The 15,575-nt window shown below is 58.2% G+C and carries 18 protein-coding genes; 10 read left to right on the top strand and 8 right to left on the bottom strand.

Going from position 1 to position 15,575, the window contains the following annotated elements:
• Positions 1 to 79: 79 nt before the first annotated feature.
• Both DQN55_RS14385 and DQN55_RS14380 read left to right on the top strand, forming a co-directional pair.
• Positions 80 to 1,246, top strand: a complete 1,167-nt coding sequence (locus DQN55_RS14385) for an aminotransferase-like domain-containing protein (RefSeq protein WP_048383083.1) — start codon at positions 80 to 82, stop codon at positions 1,244 to 1,246.
• A gap of 10 nt (positions 1,247 to 1,256) precedes the next feature.
• A complete protein-coding gene (locus tag DQN55_RS14380) occupies positions 1,257 to 1,859 on the top strand; it encodes a glutathione S-transferase family protein (protein ID WP_048383084.1) in 603 nt (200 codons plus the stop codon).
• A 105-nt stretch (positions 1,860 to 1,964) separates the two neighbouring features.
• Here the strand turns inward: DQN55_RS14380 and DQN55_RS14375 are convergent, their stop codons facing one another.
• The 5 genes from DQN55_RS14375 to DQN55_RS14355 all read right to left on the bottom strand — a co-directional run bounded on the left by DQN55_RS14375 (position 1,965) and on the right by DQN55_RS14355 (position 4,744).
• The gene (locus DQN55_RS14375; protein ID WP_048383085.1) at positions 1,965 to 2,336 is read right to left on the bottom strand and encodes a glutathione S-transferase N-terminal domain-containing protein; all 372 of its coding nucleotides are present in this window, start codon (positions 2,334 to 2,336) and stop codon (positions 1,965 to 1,967) included.
• Positions 2,337 to 2,437: 101 nt separating this feature from the next.
• Positions 2,438 to 2,983, bottom strand: coding sequence for a GTP cyclohydrolase I FolE (folE, locus tag DQN55_RS14370; protein WP_048383086.1), 546 nt, complete (start codon positions 2,981 to 2,983; stop codon positions 2,438 to 2,440).
• A gap of 76 nt (positions 2,984 to 3,059) precedes the next feature.
• Positions 3,060 to 3,617, bottom strand: a complete 558-nt coding sequence (locus DQN55_RS14365) for a Smr/MutS family protein (RefSeq protein WP_048383087.1) — start codon at positions 3,615 to 3,617, stop codon at positions 3,060 to 3,062.
• A gap of 63 nt (positions 3,618 to 3,680) precedes the next feature.
• Positions 3,681 to 4,001, bottom strand: a complete 321-nt coding sequence (locus DQN55_RS14360) for a hypothetical protein (protein WP_048383088.1) — start codon at positions 3,999 to 4,001, stop codon at positions 3,681 to 3,683.
• A gap of 149 nt (positions 4,002 to 4,150) precedes the next feature.
• Positions 4,151 to 4,744, bottom strand: a complete 594-nt coding sequence (locus tag DQN55_RS14355; protein WP_048383089.1) for a cysteine hydrolase family protein — start codon at positions 4,742 to 4,744, stop codon at positions 4,151 to 4,153.
• Between the two features lie 272 nt (positions 4,745 to 5,016).
• On the opposite strand from DQN55_RS14355, the gene prmB reads away from it, so the two are divergent.
• A complete protein-coding gene (prmB, locus tag DQN55_RS14350) occupies positions 5,017 to 5,925 on the top strand; it encodes a 50S ribosomal protein L3 N(5)-glutamine methyltransferase (protein ID WP_048383090.1) in 909 nt (302 codons plus the stop codon).
• Between the two features lie 148 nt (positions 5,926 to 6,073).
• On the opposite strand, the gene DQN55_RS14345 is transcribed toward prmB, so the two are convergent.
• Both DQN55_RS14345 and DQN55_RS14340 read right to left on the bottom strand, forming a co-directional pair.
• Positions 6,074 to 6,865, bottom strand: a complete 792-nt coding sequence (locus DQN55_RS14345) for a hypothetical protein (RefSeq protein WP_048383091.1) — start codon at positions 6,863 to 6,865, stop codon at positions 6,074 to 6,076.
• Positions 6,866 to 6,962: 97 nt separating this feature from the next.
• Positions 6,963 to 7,928: an alpha/beta hydrolase gene (locus tag DQN55_RS14340; protein WP_048383092.1), complete on the bottom strand. Its 966-nt coding sequence runs from the start codon at positions 7,926 to 7,928 to the stop codon at positions 6,963 to 6,965.
• Between the two features lie 141 nt (positions 7,929 to 8,069).
• On the opposite strand from DQN55_RS14340, the gene aroC reads away from it, so the two are divergent.
• The 3 genes from aroC to DQN55_RS14325 are packed head-to-tail and all read left to right on the top strand — an operon-like array spanning position 8,070 to position 10,934.
• Positions 8,070 to 9,161 (top strand): chorismate synthase, encoded by a 1,092-nt coding sequence (gene aroC, locus DQN55_RS14335; RefSeq protein ID WP_048383093.1) that lies wholly within the window; start codon positions 8,070 to 8,072, stop codon positions 9,159 to 9,161.
• 34 nt (positions 9,162 to 9,195) lie between these two features.
• The gene (locus tag DQN55_RS14330) at positions 9,196 to 10,350 is read left to right on the top strand and encodes an MFS transporter (protein ID WP_048383094.1); all 1,155 of its coding nucleotides are present in this window, start codon (positions 9,196 to 9,198) and stop codon (positions 10,348 to 10,350) included.
• A 35-nt stretch (positions 10,351 to 10,385) separates the two neighbouring features.
• Positions 10,386 to 10,934, top strand: coding sequence for a 1,2-dihydroxy-3-keto-5-methylthiopentene dioxygenase (locus tag DQN55_RS14325; RefSeq protein ID WP_048383095.1), 549 nt, complete (start codon positions 10,386 to 10,388; stop codon positions 10,932 to 10,934).
• A gap of 103 nt (positions 10,935 to 11,037) precedes the next feature.
• Here the strand turns inward: DQN55_RS14325 and DQN55_RS14320 are convergent, their stop codons facing one another.
• On the bottom strand, positions 11,038 to 11,316 hold the full coding sequence (locus tag DQN55_RS14320; RefSeq protein ID WP_048383096.1) for a DUF3509 domain-containing protein: 279 nt from the start codon (positions 11,314 to 11,316) through the stop codon (positions 11,038 to 11,040).
• Between the two features lie 310 nt (positions 11,317 to 11,626).
• Here DQN55_RS14320 and DQN55_RS14315 point away from each other — a divergent pair, with 310 nt between their 5' ends.
• The 4 genes from DQN55_RS14315 to DQN55_RS14300 all read left to right on the top strand — a co-directional run bounded on the left by DQN55_RS14315 (position 11,627) and on the right by DQN55_RS14300 (position 15,536).
• Complete coding sequence (locus tag DQN55_RS14315; RefSeq protein WP_048383097.1) at positions 11,627 to 12,160, top strand: ankyrin repeat domain-containing protein; 534 nt, start codon at positions 11,627 to 11,629, stop codon at positions 12,158 to 12,160.
• A gap of 91 nt (positions 12,161 to 12,251) precedes the next feature.
• Entirely contained in the window at positions 12,252 to 12,782 is a 531-nt protein-coding gene (locus DQN55_RS14310) for a hypothetical protein (RefSeq protein WP_048383098.1), read from the top strand.
• A gap of 84 nt (positions 12,783 to 12,866) precedes the next feature.
• Positions 12,867 to 13,058 carry a PLDc N-terminal domain-containing protein gene (locus DQN55_RS14305; protein ID WP_048383099.1) on the top strand — a complete coding sequence of 64 codons (192 nt, stop codon included), beginning with the start codon at positions 12,867 to 12,869 and terminating at the stop codon, positions 13,056 to 13,058.
• Between the two features lie 399 nt (positions 13,059 to 13,457).
• Positions 13,458 to 15,536, top strand: a complete 2,079-nt coding sequence (locus DQN55_RS14300) for an LTA synthase family protein (protein WP_048383100.1) — start codon at positions 13,458 to 13,460, stop codon at positions 15,534 to 15,536.
• The last annotated feature ends 39 nt before the right edge of the window (positions 15,537 to 15,575 follow it).

Raw genomic sequence — 15,575 nt, 5'->3', positions numbered from 1 at the left:
GACGTATCTAGGCTTCGCGGCGTAATTTCGGTCAATCAGTTTGACTTATTTCCAATTACTTCCGCTACCGGTGATCTGTATGGCCTTCTCCGAACGTGTTTCCCGCCTGAAAAGCTCTTTGATTCGCGAAATTCTGGCTGCGGCCCAACGTCCGGAAGTCATGTCCTTTGCTGGCGGCCTGCCGGCAGAAGCGATGTTGCCCAAGGTCGACTGGAGCGATATGCCAGCTTCGATGGGGCAGTACGGCATGAGCGAAGGCGAGCCGGCGCTGCGTGAAGTGCTGGCGGCTGAAGCCCGTGCCCTGGGCGTTGATTGCGACGCGAGCCAGGTCATGGTGCTCAGCGGTTCGCAACAGGCGCTTGATCTGGCAGCCAAGCTGTACATCGACAAGGGCACCGAGATCATGCTCGAAGCTCCGACCTACCTGGCGGCGCTGCAAATTTTCCAACTGTTCGGTGCCGAGTGCCTGAGCTTCCCGCTGCAGGCGGATGGCCCGGACCTGGCGGCGCTGCGTCGCGAGCTGGAAAAACACAACCCGGCGTTCATCTACCTGATCCCGACCTTCCAGAACCCGTCTGCCGTGCGCTACAGCGAAGCCAAGCGTGACGCTGTCGCCGCCTTGCTCGACGAGTTCGGCGTAACGCTGATCGAAGACGAACCCTACCGTGAGCTGAACTTCGATGGCGGCAGTGCGACCCCGATCGTCAGCCGCCTGAAGAAAGCCAGCTGGATCTACACCGGCACCGTGTCCAAAACCCTGCTGCCAGGCTTGCGTGTCGGTTTCCTGATTTCCAGCCCGGACCTGTTCCCGCATTTGTTGCGCCTCAAACAATCGGCCGACCTGCACACCAACCGTGTCGGTCAATGGCAAGCCTTGCAGTGGATCGGCACTGAGAAAATGCGGACTCACCTGGCGGAGCTGCGTGATTTCTATCGCGTACGCCGCGACGGGTTTCAGCTGGCGCTGGAAGAGCACTTTTCGGATCTGGCCGACTGGCACGTGCCGCAGGGGGGATTATTCTTCTGGCTGACCCTCAAACAGCCTCTGGACACCCGGACCTTGCTCAAGCCTGCGCTGGAGCAAAACGTTGCGTTCATGCCGGGCGAACCGTTCTTTGCCGAGCCGGACCAGAACACTGGCAGTCTGCGCTTGAACTTCAGCCACATCGATCCTGCGCGTTTGCACGAGGGCCTCAAGCGTCTGGCCAACGTGATCCGCCAGGCACAGGCTGCCCAGGCAGCTTAAAGGAGTCACGATGCTCAAGGTTTATGGCGATTACAACTCGGGGAACTGCTACAAAATCAAGCTGATGCTGCATTTGCTCGGGCTTGAGTATGAATGGCAGCCGGTGGACATTCTCAAGGGCGAAACGCAGACCCCGGAATTCCTCGCGAAAAACCCGAACGGCAAAGTTCCGGTCGTGGAACTGGAAGACGGCACCTGCCTGTGGGAGTCCAATGCGATTCTCAATTACCTGGCTGATGGTAGCGAGTTCTTGCCGTCAGAGGCGCGTTTGCGCACTCAGGTCCTGCAGTGGCAGTTTTTCGAGCAATACAGCCATGAGCCTTACATCGCGGTGGCCAGGTTCATTCAGTTCTATCTGGGGTTGCCTGAAGAGCGGCTTGAGGAATACCGCAAGCTGCAAAAGCGGGGCTACCGGGCGCTGACCGTGATGGAGCAACAACTGGCGCGCACACCGTACCTCGTGGGTGAGCACTACTCGATTGCGGACGTGACCCTGTACGCGTACACCCATGTGGCGCACCAAGGGGGCTTCGATCTGAGCGGCTACCCGGCGATTCAGGCCTGGCTGGCGCGTGTGGCGAGTCATCCGCGGCATGTGGCGATGCTCGACTGAGTGACCTGCACCTGCAAAAAAACCGGCCTGGTGCCGGTTTTTTTGTGCGCGCCAGCGGTAAATCCCTGTCCGGCACCCGCCAGACTGGTGAGTGAGGGAGGGCGTTTAAACGTTGGCAAACCGCTGGTTCAGGTAATCGATGATGACCTTGGATTCGTACATCCAGGTGGTCTTGCCATCTTCCTCAATGCGCAGACAAGGCACTTTGATCTTGCCACCTTGCTCCAGCAGGGTCTGGCGGTCCTGAGCATTGTTTTTGGCGTCACGCAGCGCCACCGGCACATTCAGGCGGCGCAGGGTACGGCGGGTTTTTACACAGAACGGACATGCATGGAACTGGTACAGGGTCAGGCCTTTGGCGGCTTGATCGACCTGTGCCTGGGCGGCGGCGGGGCGCTGTTTTTTGCTGGGGCGGGTGACGAAATCGCCAGCGATGATCAGCTGACCCAGGCCTACGCGAAGCGCTTTGATAAACACAGTAGTAGCCTCATGGGCGAGTAAAGAAGGGCCGCAGCTTACCTGAAAATGGCAGGCGAAAAAAAACCGGCGATGAGCGCCGGTTCTTTTTGGGACAGGAATTACTTGATCAGGCTGAGAAACTCGCTGCGGGTGGCCGCATTTTCGCGGAACTCACCCAGCATCACCGAAGTGATCATCGACGAATTTTGCTTCTCGACACCGCGCATCATCATGCACATGTGCTTGGCTTCAATCACCACGGCAACGCCCAGGGCACCGGTGACTTGCATCACCGCGTCGGCGATCTGGCGGCTGAGGTTTTCCTGGATCTGCAGGCGACGGGCGTACATGTCGACGATGCGTGCCACTTTCGACAGGCCCAGCACCTTGCCGCTCGGAATATAAGCAACGTGGGCCTTGCCGATAAACGGCAGCATGTGGTGTTCGCACAACGAGTAGAGCTCGATGTCCTTGACCAGCACCATTTCGCTGTTGTCGGAGCTGAACAAGGCACCGTTGGTGACTTCTTCGAGGGTTTGTTCGTAGCCGCGGCAAAGATACTGCATGGCCTTGGCGGCACGCTTTGGCGTGTCCAGCAGGCCTTCACGGGAGACGTCTTCGCCAAGCTGACCGAGGATGGCGGTGTAGTTTTGTTCCAGGGACATTAATCTACCTGTGGGATTTTTCGCAAAGAGCAAGGGTACGGGGGCTGGCGCGGCGCTGCAAGTGTGGTGACACGGCTCACTCGTCGCGACCGTCCATCATGGTGCGCTTGAGCATGACGTAAACCGCCCCTGCGCCGCCATGTCTGGCCTGGCATGAGCAGAAGCCCAGCACCTGTGAATGCTGGCGCAGCCAGGTATTGACGTGGCTTTTGATCATGGGGCGCTTGCCGTCCAGGCGCACGGCCTTGCCGTGGGTGACGCGCACACAGCGTACTTCGAGGCGGGTGGCCTCGGTGAGGAATTCCCAGAGGGTCTCGCGGGCTTTTTCAACACTCATGCCGTGCAGATCGAGGCTGCCTTCGAAGCCGATCTGGCCCAGTTTGAGCTTGCGCATCTGGCTTTCCTGCACGCCGTCACGCGACCAGATGAGTGAGTCTTCGGGGCCGACATCAATCACGAACTGGTCTGACAAACCGTCGATGATGGTCTCGTTGGAGCGCACGGTGGCCGATTGGCGCAGCTTGGCCAGTTGTGCCCGATCAGCTTTGGGTTTGCCGGTGTCGGCCCGATCATGCTTGATCGGTTTGACACCGCGAATCTCGTTTTTGAACAGGGAAAAATCGTCGTCTTGCATGTCAGCCTCCGCGAAGGGCGCACAGTTTACCCAAGTCGACGACCGGCGTGCGGTGGATCTGCTTCAGTCGCGTTTTTTCATCAGGTGTGGGGCCATGTTCAGCCCGAACGGCTGGCGCATTTGCCGACGGCGCCGCCGCCATAGCCAGACACCCAGCCAGAAGATCAGCAAGCCGCATACCAGTACCAGCGTCGTGCCGGCCGGGCTGGCATTGAGATCGCCCAGGGCGGCGGGTTGGCTAACCAGGCTGATCAAGCCCGCCAGTAACAGCAGTGCGCCGAACAGGGCGAGCAGCGCAGAAAATATCAGTACCAGGCGTGATCGCCAGTTGCCATGGGATTTGGGGCGCAAGCGCCGAGCATCAAAACCATCGGAGATCTTCATTCCGATTTTTCCTTGTAGGGTATCGGCCCTTCGACAGGAACATGGGCGGGTTGTTCCTTGCATGCACTGAAATAGACCGCAGGCATACAACTGTAGGTGGATCCTGGACAGGCAGGTCAAGCATGCCGCCTGTCCGGGGCCGTGTCAGATCAGATCAAATTCCGGGTCAGTGTCAGGGTCGCGAAGTTGTCGTTCATGATAGCCATTTCGGTTCTTTGCACCTGTTGTGCGCTGATCACGCCGCCGTCCGGGGTCGGCAGGTCGCGGGTTGCGCAGGCGTCTTCGACCAGGGTGCACCGCAAGCCATAGTCCTTGGCGGCGCGAACGGTGGTGCTGACGCTGGAGTGGCTCATGAAGCCGCATACGATGACATCCAGCGAACCGAGGTTTTCCAGGGTTTTTTGCAGGCCGGTGTCGTTGAAGGCGTTGGGCATGCGTTTTTCGATGATCAGTTCATCGCCCTGAGGTTCCAGGCCTTTGATGAAGTTGCCGCGTTCGCCCTGGGGGTCGAACATGCCGCCCACGGTGCCCAGGTGACGGATGTGAACCACGGGGCGCTTGGCCTTGCGGGCAGCTTCGAGCAAAAGGGCGATGTTGGCAGTGGCAGCTTCCATTCCGGACAAGGCCAATGGCCCGCTCAGGTATTCATTTTGCGCATCAATGATCAGCAGGCTGGCATTACTCAGGCTGGCAGCGGCATAACCACGTCCAGTGAGTTGAAACATCGTCTTTAAAGCGGGCATTCGGGGGCTCCTTCAGGTGGGGCTTTTGCGACATTCTCCACTGGCGGAGCGCTTATGTGAATGGCCAGTCGTGTAAGCGTGATGGTTGCTGGGCTGCAGCGATGTCAAGCGCTAGCAGTAGAACCAAAAAATGTACGAAATGGAACGATGGTACGATTTTTTATGGCGGAACTTACGCTCTTTGGCTACAGCTGAGCAACCGCCCGGCACAACTTTGGCCGCGTCGGGATTTGGCTGTTAGAATCATCGGTCGATTTTGAGGAGTAAGACCATTGATCACTTCCCGCCTGCGCACTTTGCGCGACCATATTCGCTGGGCCGTTAGCCACTTTCATGGGGAAGAGCTGTTCTTTGGTCATGGTACCGATAACGCTTGGGACGAAGCCCGCCAGTTGGTGTTAGGTGCACTGAACCTGCCGTGGGAAATCGCGGACAGTTATCTGGATTGCCGTCTGGAAGACGACGAACTGGTCAATCTGCAACATTTGCTCAAGCGCCGTATCGAAGAGCGTATCCCGACCGCCTATCTGTTGGGCGAAGCCTGGTTTTGCGGCATGTCGTTCATCGTTGACGAGCGCGTATTGATCCCGCGTTCGCCGATTGGCGAGTTGATCGAAAACCGTTTCGAGCCCTGGCTGGCCGCCGAGCCTGCGCGGATTCTTGACCTGTGCACGGGGTCGGGCTGCATCGGTATCGCCTGCGCCTATGAGTTCCAGAACGCTGAAGTGGTACTGGCCGATCTGTCATACGAAGCCCTTGAAGTCGCCAATCAGAACATTGAGCGCCATGGTGTCGATGAGCGTGTGTACACCGTTCAGGGTGATGGCTTCGACGGTCTGCCGGGTCAGCGCTTCGACCTGATCGTCTCCAACCCGCCCTATGTCGACGCCGAAGATTTCGCCGACATGCCGGCTGAATACCAGCATGAGCCTGAACTGGGCCTGGCCTGTGGGGATGACGGGCTGAATCTGGTTCGCCGCATGCTGGCCGAGGCGGCTGATCATCTGACCGACAAGGGTTTATTGATCGTTGAAGTGGGCAACAGCCAGGTGCATGTCGAGTCTCTGTACCCTGAGGTCGACTTTGCCTGGCTTGAATTCGAGCGCGGCGGTCATGGGGTGTTCATGCTCACTGCTGAACAATGCCGCGAACATCAGGCGTTGTTTGCTGCCCGTATCTGATGTGTAGCCGCTGCCGAAGGCGGCGTCCGGCTGTGCAGCGGCCGTAAAACTGACGACTGCTGCGCTCGGCAACGGCTACGAATGCCAGTAGCCGCTGCCGAGTGTTTAACGAGCAGCAGTGTCTCTAAAGGCGATGCACACGTCTTCGCTAGCGGTGGGTCGCAATCCAGATCAACAGCCCGGCCTGGAATACGGCGAACGCTACCAGGCAGGTGATGGTGAAACGCAAACCGGTGTCTTCGCGCTGGAACCGGCTGATTCTTTCTTCTTTCTCCCGCAGTTTTACTTCCATTTCCAGCAAGTTCTGTTCTGCCTGTTGAAGCATCTGCGCGGCCTCAAGAATGTCGATCAGTTGCAGCTTTTCGCTGTTCCAGGCGTCGAATAATTCGCCGGCCTGCACGTCTTCGATATGCGACTTCAGGTGCTGAGCGTCGGCATATACCACATCAAACCCTTGGGTGCGCAAGCTGTGATCGCGGCGCAGTCGGGCGTCTTCATTCAAGGCGTCCTTGCTGGGCAAGAGCATGCTGTCAAAGCGATAGTGCGACCATCTTTTTTGCGCCCATTGAATGCCCTGGGCCATCAGGAAGCGCCCGACGCCGCGATTCAGGGGTTCAAGCTGCAAGCCGCTGTCAGGGCGGACGCGGATGCGGTGGGTGGTGTGGTCGACCCAGACGTCCAGATGATTTTGCTCTTTGCGCACCCGCTGGTTGGGCAGCTGGATGTTCATGCGCAACAAGCTGTGCTCTGCGTTGTTGCGCTCGGCATAGCCGAACTGCACGAAGCGCAGGGGGCGGGCGCCCGTACTGCGATCGGTTTGCAGGGGGGCCAGGCGCAGCATCTTGAAATGTTCGGGCTGCACGTCTGCCCAAGGCAGCGGCGGGGCCTCGGGCATGACCGGTGCTTCAGGCCCGGCGGGGTTTGATGGGTTGTCGCTCATAACGGCAGAATCCTGTGCTTGCCCGGTATGTCGACAAGGCAATGGCCGCCGACACAGGTTTATCGGCCGCTGCGGGCAAGACTGGAGGGGCAAACGCTTACTTGGCGCTCACTTTAGTGATGAAGCGCACAATTCGATCATTAAGCTCGCTGGACAAGCGCTGGTTGGGGTCGTTGTAGGACTGGACCTGGCGCTTCATGTCCATCGGTACGATGCGCATTACATGGTTCATACCGTCGATCAGCGTCAGCTCGGCGTCTGGTTTGGCTGCCTTGAGCCGGCGGGCATCGTCGACATCGACCTGGATGTCGTGGGTGCCCTGAATAATCAGTGCAGGCATTTTCAGTGCCGCGAAAGCCGCCGCCGGATCACGGCGCAACAGGCTGATCAAGTACGGCTGAACGCTGGGCCGGAAGATCACTTTCAGATCATTGGGCACGTCAGGGTCTGTGCGCCCGGCCTCGAGCCCGTCGATCAATTCATAGCTGCGTTGCAGCAGGGCAGGTGGCAGGCGGTTGCGCTGCAATTGTTCACGCAGCACCGTGCCGACCGGGCGCCCGGTGCCCGCAATGGAGATGACGCCGGCGGCGTTGATTTGAGGGGCCGTCAGGCTGGCGATCAGCGCGCCTTCGCTGTGCCCCAGCACATACACATCGCCGAAACGCGTGTCACTTTTCAGTTTCTGGCCCCAGGCCACGGCGTCGGTGACGTATTGGTCCAGGCTCAGGGTGCGTTCGTCGGGGCCTGCCGCCACACTTTGGGCGATGCCGCGCTTGTCGAAGCGCACGCTGGCGATGTTGTTTTGCGCCAGGTGGCGGGCCAGCTTTTTCAGGCTGTCGTTGCGCCCGCCCTGGGTATTGTTGCCGTCGCGGTCGGTGGGGCCGGAGCCGGCCAGAATCAGCACCACCGGCACCGGTCGGGTACTTTTTGGCAGCATCAGCGAGCCATACAGCGTGCCGGAGCCGGTTTCCAGCTCGATGGGACGCAGTAATACATTGGGGGCGGCGGCCATGGCCTGGGTGCCGAACAGCGTTAAAACCAGAAAGATAATTCGCAGCATCATCACGCCATCATTGACTAAGTGCCGGTTGGACAGACCCGGATGGATAAGGTTCGAGGATGAACTACAGAGGCAGCCTGCGTATACTGGCGCGCTTAGTTATCCAGGCTGAGTTTTTCGGCTGATTTTCGCGGAGCGCCCTGCATGTCCGGCAATACCTACGGCAAGCTGTTCACTGTCACTACCGCTGGCGAAAGCCATGGCCCGGCGTTGGTCGCCATTGTCGATGGCTGCCCGCCAGGGCTTGAGCTGTCCCTCGACGACTTGCAGCGCGATCTGGATCGACGCAAGCCGGGCACCAGCCGCCATACCACGCAGCGCCAGGAAGCAGACGAAGTCGAAATCCTCTCCGGCGTGTTCGAAGGGCGCACCACCGGTTGTGCCATCGGCCTGCTGATTCGCAATACCGACCAGAAGTCCAAGGACTACTCGGCGATCAAGGACCTGTTCCGCCCGGCCCACGCCGACTACACCTATCACCACAAGTATGGCGAGCGTGACTACCGCGGCGGTGGTCGCAGTTCGGCGCGTGAAACCGCCATGCGGGTGGCGGCCGGTGCCATCGCGAAAAAATACCTGGCGACCCAGGGCATTGTGATTCGTGGCTACATGAGCCAGTTGGGTCCGATTGAAATCCCGTTCAAAACCTGGGACTCGGTCGAAGAAAATGCCTTCTTCAGCCCCGATCCGGACAAGGTGCCGGAACTTGAGGCCTACATGGATCAACTGCGTCGCGACCAGGACTCCGTAGGTGCCAAGATCACCGTGGTGGCAGAAGGTGTGATCCCAGGCCTGGGCGAGCCGATTTTCGACCGTCTGGACGCTGAACTGGCCCATGCCCTGATGAGCATCAACGCGGTCAAGGGCATCGAAATCGGTGCGGGCTTTGCCAGCGTCGCCCAGCGCGGCACTGAACACCGCGACGAGATGACCCCTGAAGGTTTCCTCAGTAATAACGCGGGCGGGATTCTGGGCGGTATTTCGTCCGGGCAACCGATCGTGGCGCACTTGGCCCTCAAGCCTACGTCGAGCATCACCACCCCAGGGCGCTCGATCGATGTGCATGGCAGCCCGGTTGATGTGATCACCAAGGGCCGCCATGACCCGTGCGTCGGCATTCGGGCCACGCCGATTGCCGAGGCAATGATGGCCATTGTGCTGATGGATCATCTGCTGCGCCATCGTGGGCAAAATGCCGATGTGCGCGTGAGCACCCCCGTACTGGGCCAGCTGTAATGAAAGGTCTGTTGAGCGCCACGGTCTGACGACGGTGGCAGCACTTCCTTACTGGCGGTTGTCGGGCTTCTATCTTTTCTATTTCGCCCTGCTCGGTGCTACAGCGCCTTTTCTGGCGCTGTATTTCCATCACCTCGGGTTCTCCAGTGCGCGGATTGGCGAGTTGGTGGCCATTCCCATGCTGATGCGCTGCGTCGCCCCCAACTTGTGGGGCTGGCTGGGAGACTACACCGGCCAGCGCCTGCTGATCGTACGCCTGGGCGCGTTGTGCACGTTGCTCAGCTTTGCCTTGATCTTTGTCAGCCAGAGCTATGCCTGGCTAGCGCTGGTCATGGCGTTGCACGCGTTTTTCTGGCATGCCGTATTGCCGCAATTCGAAGTCATCACCTTTGCCCACTTACGTGAGCAGCCCGAGCGTTACAGCCAGGTGCGCTTGTGGGGGTCGATTGGATTCATCCTCACGGTGGTGATTCTGGGACGCCTGTTCGAGTGGCTGAGCCTGGACATCTACCCGGTAGCACTGATCGTGGTCATGGCCGGGATCGTGCTGTGCAGTTTGTGGGTGCCCAATGCCCAGCCCTCGAGCCAGGGGCGCAAACTGCTGTCGGGTGGTTTTCTCGAGCAATTGTGCAGCCCGGGCGTGCTGGCGTTTTATGGCTGTGTCGCCTTGATGCAGATGAGCCACGGTCCGTATTACACCTTTCTGACCCTGCACCTTGAGAACCTCGGTTATAGCCGGGGTGTGATCGGTTTGCTCTGGGCCTTGGGGGTGGTCGCTGAAGTGCTGATGTTCCTGGCCATGCGCCGTATCCTGCTGAAGTTTTCGGTGCGTCGGGTACTGATGTTCAGCTTTATGCTGGCGGCATTGCGCTGGCTTTTGCTGGGTTCGTTTGCCGAGCATGTGGGGGTGTTGTTGCTGGCGCAATTGCTGCACGCGGCCACGTTTGGCAGTTTTCATGCGTCGGCCATGGCCTTTGTCCAGCGCAGTTTCGGCCCCGGTCAGCAAGGGCAGGGCCAGGCCCTGTACGCCACACTGGCCGGGATTGGCGGCGCGGCCGGTGCCCTTTATGCCGGATACAGCTGGAATACGCTGGGCCCGACTATCACCTTTAGTATGGCGAGCGTCGCAGCGCTGGCTGCAGCCGTTATCATTGCCGCCCGACTGCAAGAGGACAGGCCACACACCTGAGCCTGTAAGTCATCGAAGCCGAGGAATAACGCCCCATGAGCAGCCTGTCCGTTTATCACGTCTCGACCCCAGAATTGCCCAACAAAGTACTGACCCACCTGGATGACATCGCCTCGACGCTGGCGGAGCAGGGCGTGCGCTTTGAACGCTGGCAAGCGGTCGCACCGATAGGGCCGGATGCCACCCAGGGCGAAGTGATCGATGCTTATCGAGAGCAAATCGATCAATTGATGACCGAGCGCGGTTATCTCGCTGTCGACGTCATCAGCCTCAACGATGCCCATCCGCAAAAAGCCGAGTTACGCGCCGGGCTTCTTGAAGAGCATCGAACAACTGAAGACGTAGTCCGTTTCTTCGTCAGCGGTCGCGGGTTATTTACCCTGCATATTGGCGATTATGTGTACGCAGCCCTGTGTGAGAAGAACGACCTGATTGTGGTACCTGCGGGTACACCGCATTGGTTCGACATGGGCGAACGCCCGCATTTTGTCGCTATCCGGCTGTTCAACAACCCGGGTGACGGTGGGGTGAGTTTCACCGGTGATGACATCGCCCGCCGTTTCCCGGGGCTCGACGAGCAGTGAGCTGCTTTGCCGGGAGCTAGCAGGCATGCTTTAAGGTTATCCAGCAAAAAGCCAGCAGGCGCTGATCGCGCCTGCTGGCTTTTTTACATCCTGCGTTACGCTATCAGCGAGTGTGATAGGTCGGCAGGGCGAAGCGGTGTTGGCTTTGCAGCAGCGAAATTGACGGAAGCTCACTGGCAGTACCTGCCAGGTCACGACGAATCGCGCTAATTACCCACGTCAGTTGTTCAGCGGTATGCAGTTGGGCGTAAGAGATCGAACGCTGTGTCTGCTTGCCATCGCTGTCGCACAAAGTGAGCAATACACCACCATCCGGACGGGGTTTGACCGTTACCGTGTGATTGGTAAATAGCGACGAGAATTTTTCTTGGATCAGGCTCATGTTTCTAGCTCCATTTGCTCAGCGGGCTGCATGGAGTAAGAGTTGCAGTGATTGTGCCACTATCCGTGTTTTAAAAAATCATTGTAAATCAATAACTTAAAAAAGATCCTCATGTCACCTGTCGTGCATTTTGCATGAGTGGCCATCGTGCATCCTGCATTTTGCCCATTTTTGTCGTATTTGATTTCAAGGGGATGGAATTTTCAGGGTGGATTGATTGTCGCTATCGCCGTCTTCCATAAAAAAGGGATGACACAGGGCGGCGGTCTCAGGAAACTAGCTCTTTTTTGCAGCGTACGTGGAGCCTCACATGTCAGATGAAAAGCCAGCAGACCAAACCCGGCAGATGACTCCGGAAGAGGCCGCCGACTTTGCCGAGCAGGTTTTCAACAAGGCCCGCGAAGGTGATGCAGCCATGCTGGCAGCCTTGCTGAGCAAGGGGCTGCCGCCCAACTTGCGTAATCACAAGGGCGATACCTTATTGATGCTGGCCAGCTATCACGGCCACGTCGAGGCCGTTAAGGTTTTGCTGGAACACAAGGCCGATCCCGAGGTCCGCAATGACAACGGCCAGAGCCCGATTGCCGGCGCCGCCTTCAAAGGCGATCTGGAGATGGTCAAGGCGCTTGTGGAAGGAGGCGCTCAGGTTGAGGGAGCATCGTTTGATGGCCGCACGGCATTGATGATGGCGGCAATGTTCAATCGCACGGCGATCATTGACTACCTGATCAGCAAAGGCGCCGACCCGAAGGCCAAAGATGCCAATGGCATTACGGCTCTGGACGCGGCCAGGACCATGGGCGCTACCGACGCGGTCGCCCAGATCGAGAAATACGTGGGCTGATCGTCGCCGGCCACTTCACGGCAATGACCCAAGAGGGGCGCAATTGATATATCCTGCGCGCCCTCAATTTTCCTTGTGACAGGTCATACCCATGAAAACCACGCTCGTTGAACTCATCAGCAAAATCAGTTCTGGGTGCATGGGCGACGACGAAATCGCCGCGATCGCCGATGAAGCGGCTCAGGCTTACGCCGATCCTGAGGCGTTTCTGGCAGCCAATCCAGACATCAACTACGACGACAGCTTTCCCATCCCGTTGGGGGAGTGGGTGGTGATCGGCAGCTTGCCGGAGACGGTTTTGTTTCAGGCCGACACCTACATGGATCTGTTTGCACAGATCATGGCGTCGTTCGGTCCGGGTGTTGCGTTCAATATCAAGCCCAAGCAACTGGCCAAGACCGAGGCGCTCACGGCGCTTAACCGGATTCAAATCCAGATGGGCAGCATGAACCCCGAAAACGGCGGTTATGTACTGATGAACCTGAGCCAGCCACTGGATGACGACATTCAGGTGGTGCTGGTATTCGGCAATGACGTACCCCGTGTTCTCGAACTGTGCGCGCACGTGGGCATCGCTGCGCAGCCGTCGCTGGAAGCCCTGAAGGTCGCCGTTCACGTTTGATGGCCGGGCCATTGCAATAAATAACGGAACCCTGGTGATAGCTGTCTATCCTATGTGAACCAGCCTTCACTCAGGAGCGTCATCATGGGTTCTACATTTAATGGACTGATTGGCCTGATCATTCTGGCTCTGGATATCTGGGCGATCATCAATGTGATCAAAAGCGGTGCGGGAACCGGGGCGAAAATCCTCTGGGTGTTGCTGATTATCTTCCTGCCGGTGCTCGGTCTGGTTATTTGGGCCATCGCAGGCCCCCGAGGGAATGTGCGCATTTAAGTGGCCGAACAGCGACGGTGCAGTGCCGAACGCTGTTTTGCAGAGCGGGCAGCAAACCGGTAACGATTAAAATCCAGTAACAATTAAGCAAGGGCCGAAAGGCCCTTTCTTGTGTTTGGAAACAGCCTCTGGACAAAATTTTCACGTGCTATTGACGACAATCCGCGCGCTAAATATCGACGCCAAAGCGTGTTCGCAGATGCCGAACGGGTCGTGCCAGCGCAGTGTCGAGCCACACGTTGGGTAAAAATTCTTACAGCATCAGTGGCAAACCACTGGTGATCATGCAACATTTGCCCGCCGCGCACACATCCGCACACCGACGCCCTTGGGCGTAGATGCCGAGGGTTGTGCACATCAAAAGCTTCTTCAACTCGAATCAATGGGTCCTAAAACGACATGGCAATCCCGGACGCCCCAAGACAACAACCCGCGCTCTCGCGGGTGTTGCAACCGACCGTCAAATCGCATCTGGCGTTTACGCTGCTCTGTGCCTTGATCATGATGGTGATGTTCACCCTGCTGCGGGTGGCATTGCTGGTTTACAACAAGGAAATGATCCTCGACACCCCGGCCTCGACCTTCATCGAGGCGTTCGTCAACGGTCTTCGTTTTGACCTGAGAATTGTGGTGTACCTCAGCATCCCTCTGCTGCTGGCTGTGCTCAGCGTCAAGGCCATGACCCAGCGCGGTGTGCTGCGTTTCTGGCTAACGGCCGCTTCCAGCCTGGCGCTGTTCCTGGGCTTGATGGAGATGGATTTCTACCGTGAGTTCCACCAGCGCCTTAACGGTCTGGTTTTCCAGTATGTGAAGGAAGACCCGCAAACCGTCATGAGCATGCTCTGGTATGGCTTCCCGGTGGTGCGCTATTTGTTGTCATGGGCTGTGGGCACACTGGTGCTGTACGTTGCATTCCGCGGTGCAGATCGCCTGACCCGTCCCAGTGCAGTCGCTGCCACAGGCGGCAGCAACGTTGGCGTGGCACCGTGGTACGGGCGTGTTGCCGTGTTCGTCGTGGTGTTGCTGGTGTGTGTAGTTGCTGCTCGCGGCACCTTGCGCCAGGGGCCTCCTCTGCGTTGGGGTGATGCGTATACAACAGATTCCAACTTCGCTAACCAATTGGGGCTCAATGGCTCGCTGTCGCTGATTGCTGCCGCGAAAAGCCGTTTCTCCGAAGACCGTACCAATGTCTGGAAGGCCACGCTGCAAGAGCCTGTGGCTGTGCAGAAGGTTCGTGAAATGTTGTTGACCGAGCACGACAAACTGGTCGACCCGGACACCGCGCCCGTGCGCCGTGATACCACGCCGCCTGACGAGAAAACCCTGCCGATCAAGAACGTTGTCGTGATCCTGATGGAAAGCTTCGCCGGCCATTCGGTGGGTGCGCTGGGTCGTCCTGGCAATATCACGCCGTATTTCGACAACCTGGCCAAAGAAGGCCTGTTGTTTGATCGCTTCTTCTCCAACGGTACGCATACACACCAGGGTATGTTTGCGACCATGGCCTGCTTCCCGAACTTGCCGGGTTTTGAATACCTGATGCAAACCCCGGAAGGCAGCCACAAACTGTCCGGCTTGCCGGAGTTGCTCAGTGCACGCAAGTTCGATGATGTGTATGTCTACAACGGCGATTTCGCCTGGGACAACCAGTCAGGTTTCTTCAGCAACCAGGGCATGACTACGTTCGTAGGTCGCAACGATTTCGTTGACCCGGTGTTCTCTGACCCGACGTGGGGCGTGTCAGATCAGGATATGTTCAACCGTGGTCTGGAAGAGCTGAAGAAGCGTGAAGGCAAAGAGCCGTTCTATGCGCTGCTGCAAACCCTGTCCAACCACACCCCGTATGCCTTGCCAACGCCGCTGCCGGTCGAACCCGTGACCGACCGTGGCCCGCTGAATATGCACCTGACCGCGATGCGCTATTCGGACTGGGCATTGGGCCAGTTCTTTGAGAAAGCGCGTAAAGAACCGTACTTCAAGGAAACCCTGTTTGTAGTGGTCGGTGACCATGGCTTTGGTAATGAGCAGCAGATTTCCGAGATGGATCTGGGTCGTTTCAACGTGCCATTGCTGCTGATCGGGCCTGGTATCCAGGAAAAATTCGGACTGCGTAATGACACTGTCGGTACTCAGGTCGACATCGTGCCCACCATCATGGGCCGACTGGGTGGCGAGTTCCGTCAGCAATGCTGGGGCCGTGACTTGTTGACCCTGCCGGAAGGCGATAAGGGCACGGGCGTTATCAAACCGTCGGGCAGTGATCAGACAGTGGCCATCATCAGTGGCGACCACATGCTGGTTCAGCCCAAGGATATGCCGGGCAAAGTGTGGCAATACAACCTGGGTGCCAACGCTGGCGCCAAGGTGGTAACCGGTTCGCCGGCAGAGGCCGAGCTCAAGCAGAAGCTCGAATCCTTCCTGCAGACCGCGACCAAGAGCTTGCTGGATAACACCGCAGGTGTAGAAGATCCGAAGTAAGTCATGACGCAATAAAAAAAGAGGCCCTTGGGCCTCTTT

Source organism: Pseudomonas taetrolens (genome assembly GCF_900475285.1).
GTDB lineage: Bacteria > Pseudomonadota > Gammaproteobacteria > Pseudomonadales > Pseudomonadaceae > Aquipseudomonas > Aquipseudomonas taetrolens.
The sequence above is the reverse complement of the archived record's forward strand: the minus strand, read 5'-3'. Positions and strand labels throughout refer to the sequence as shown.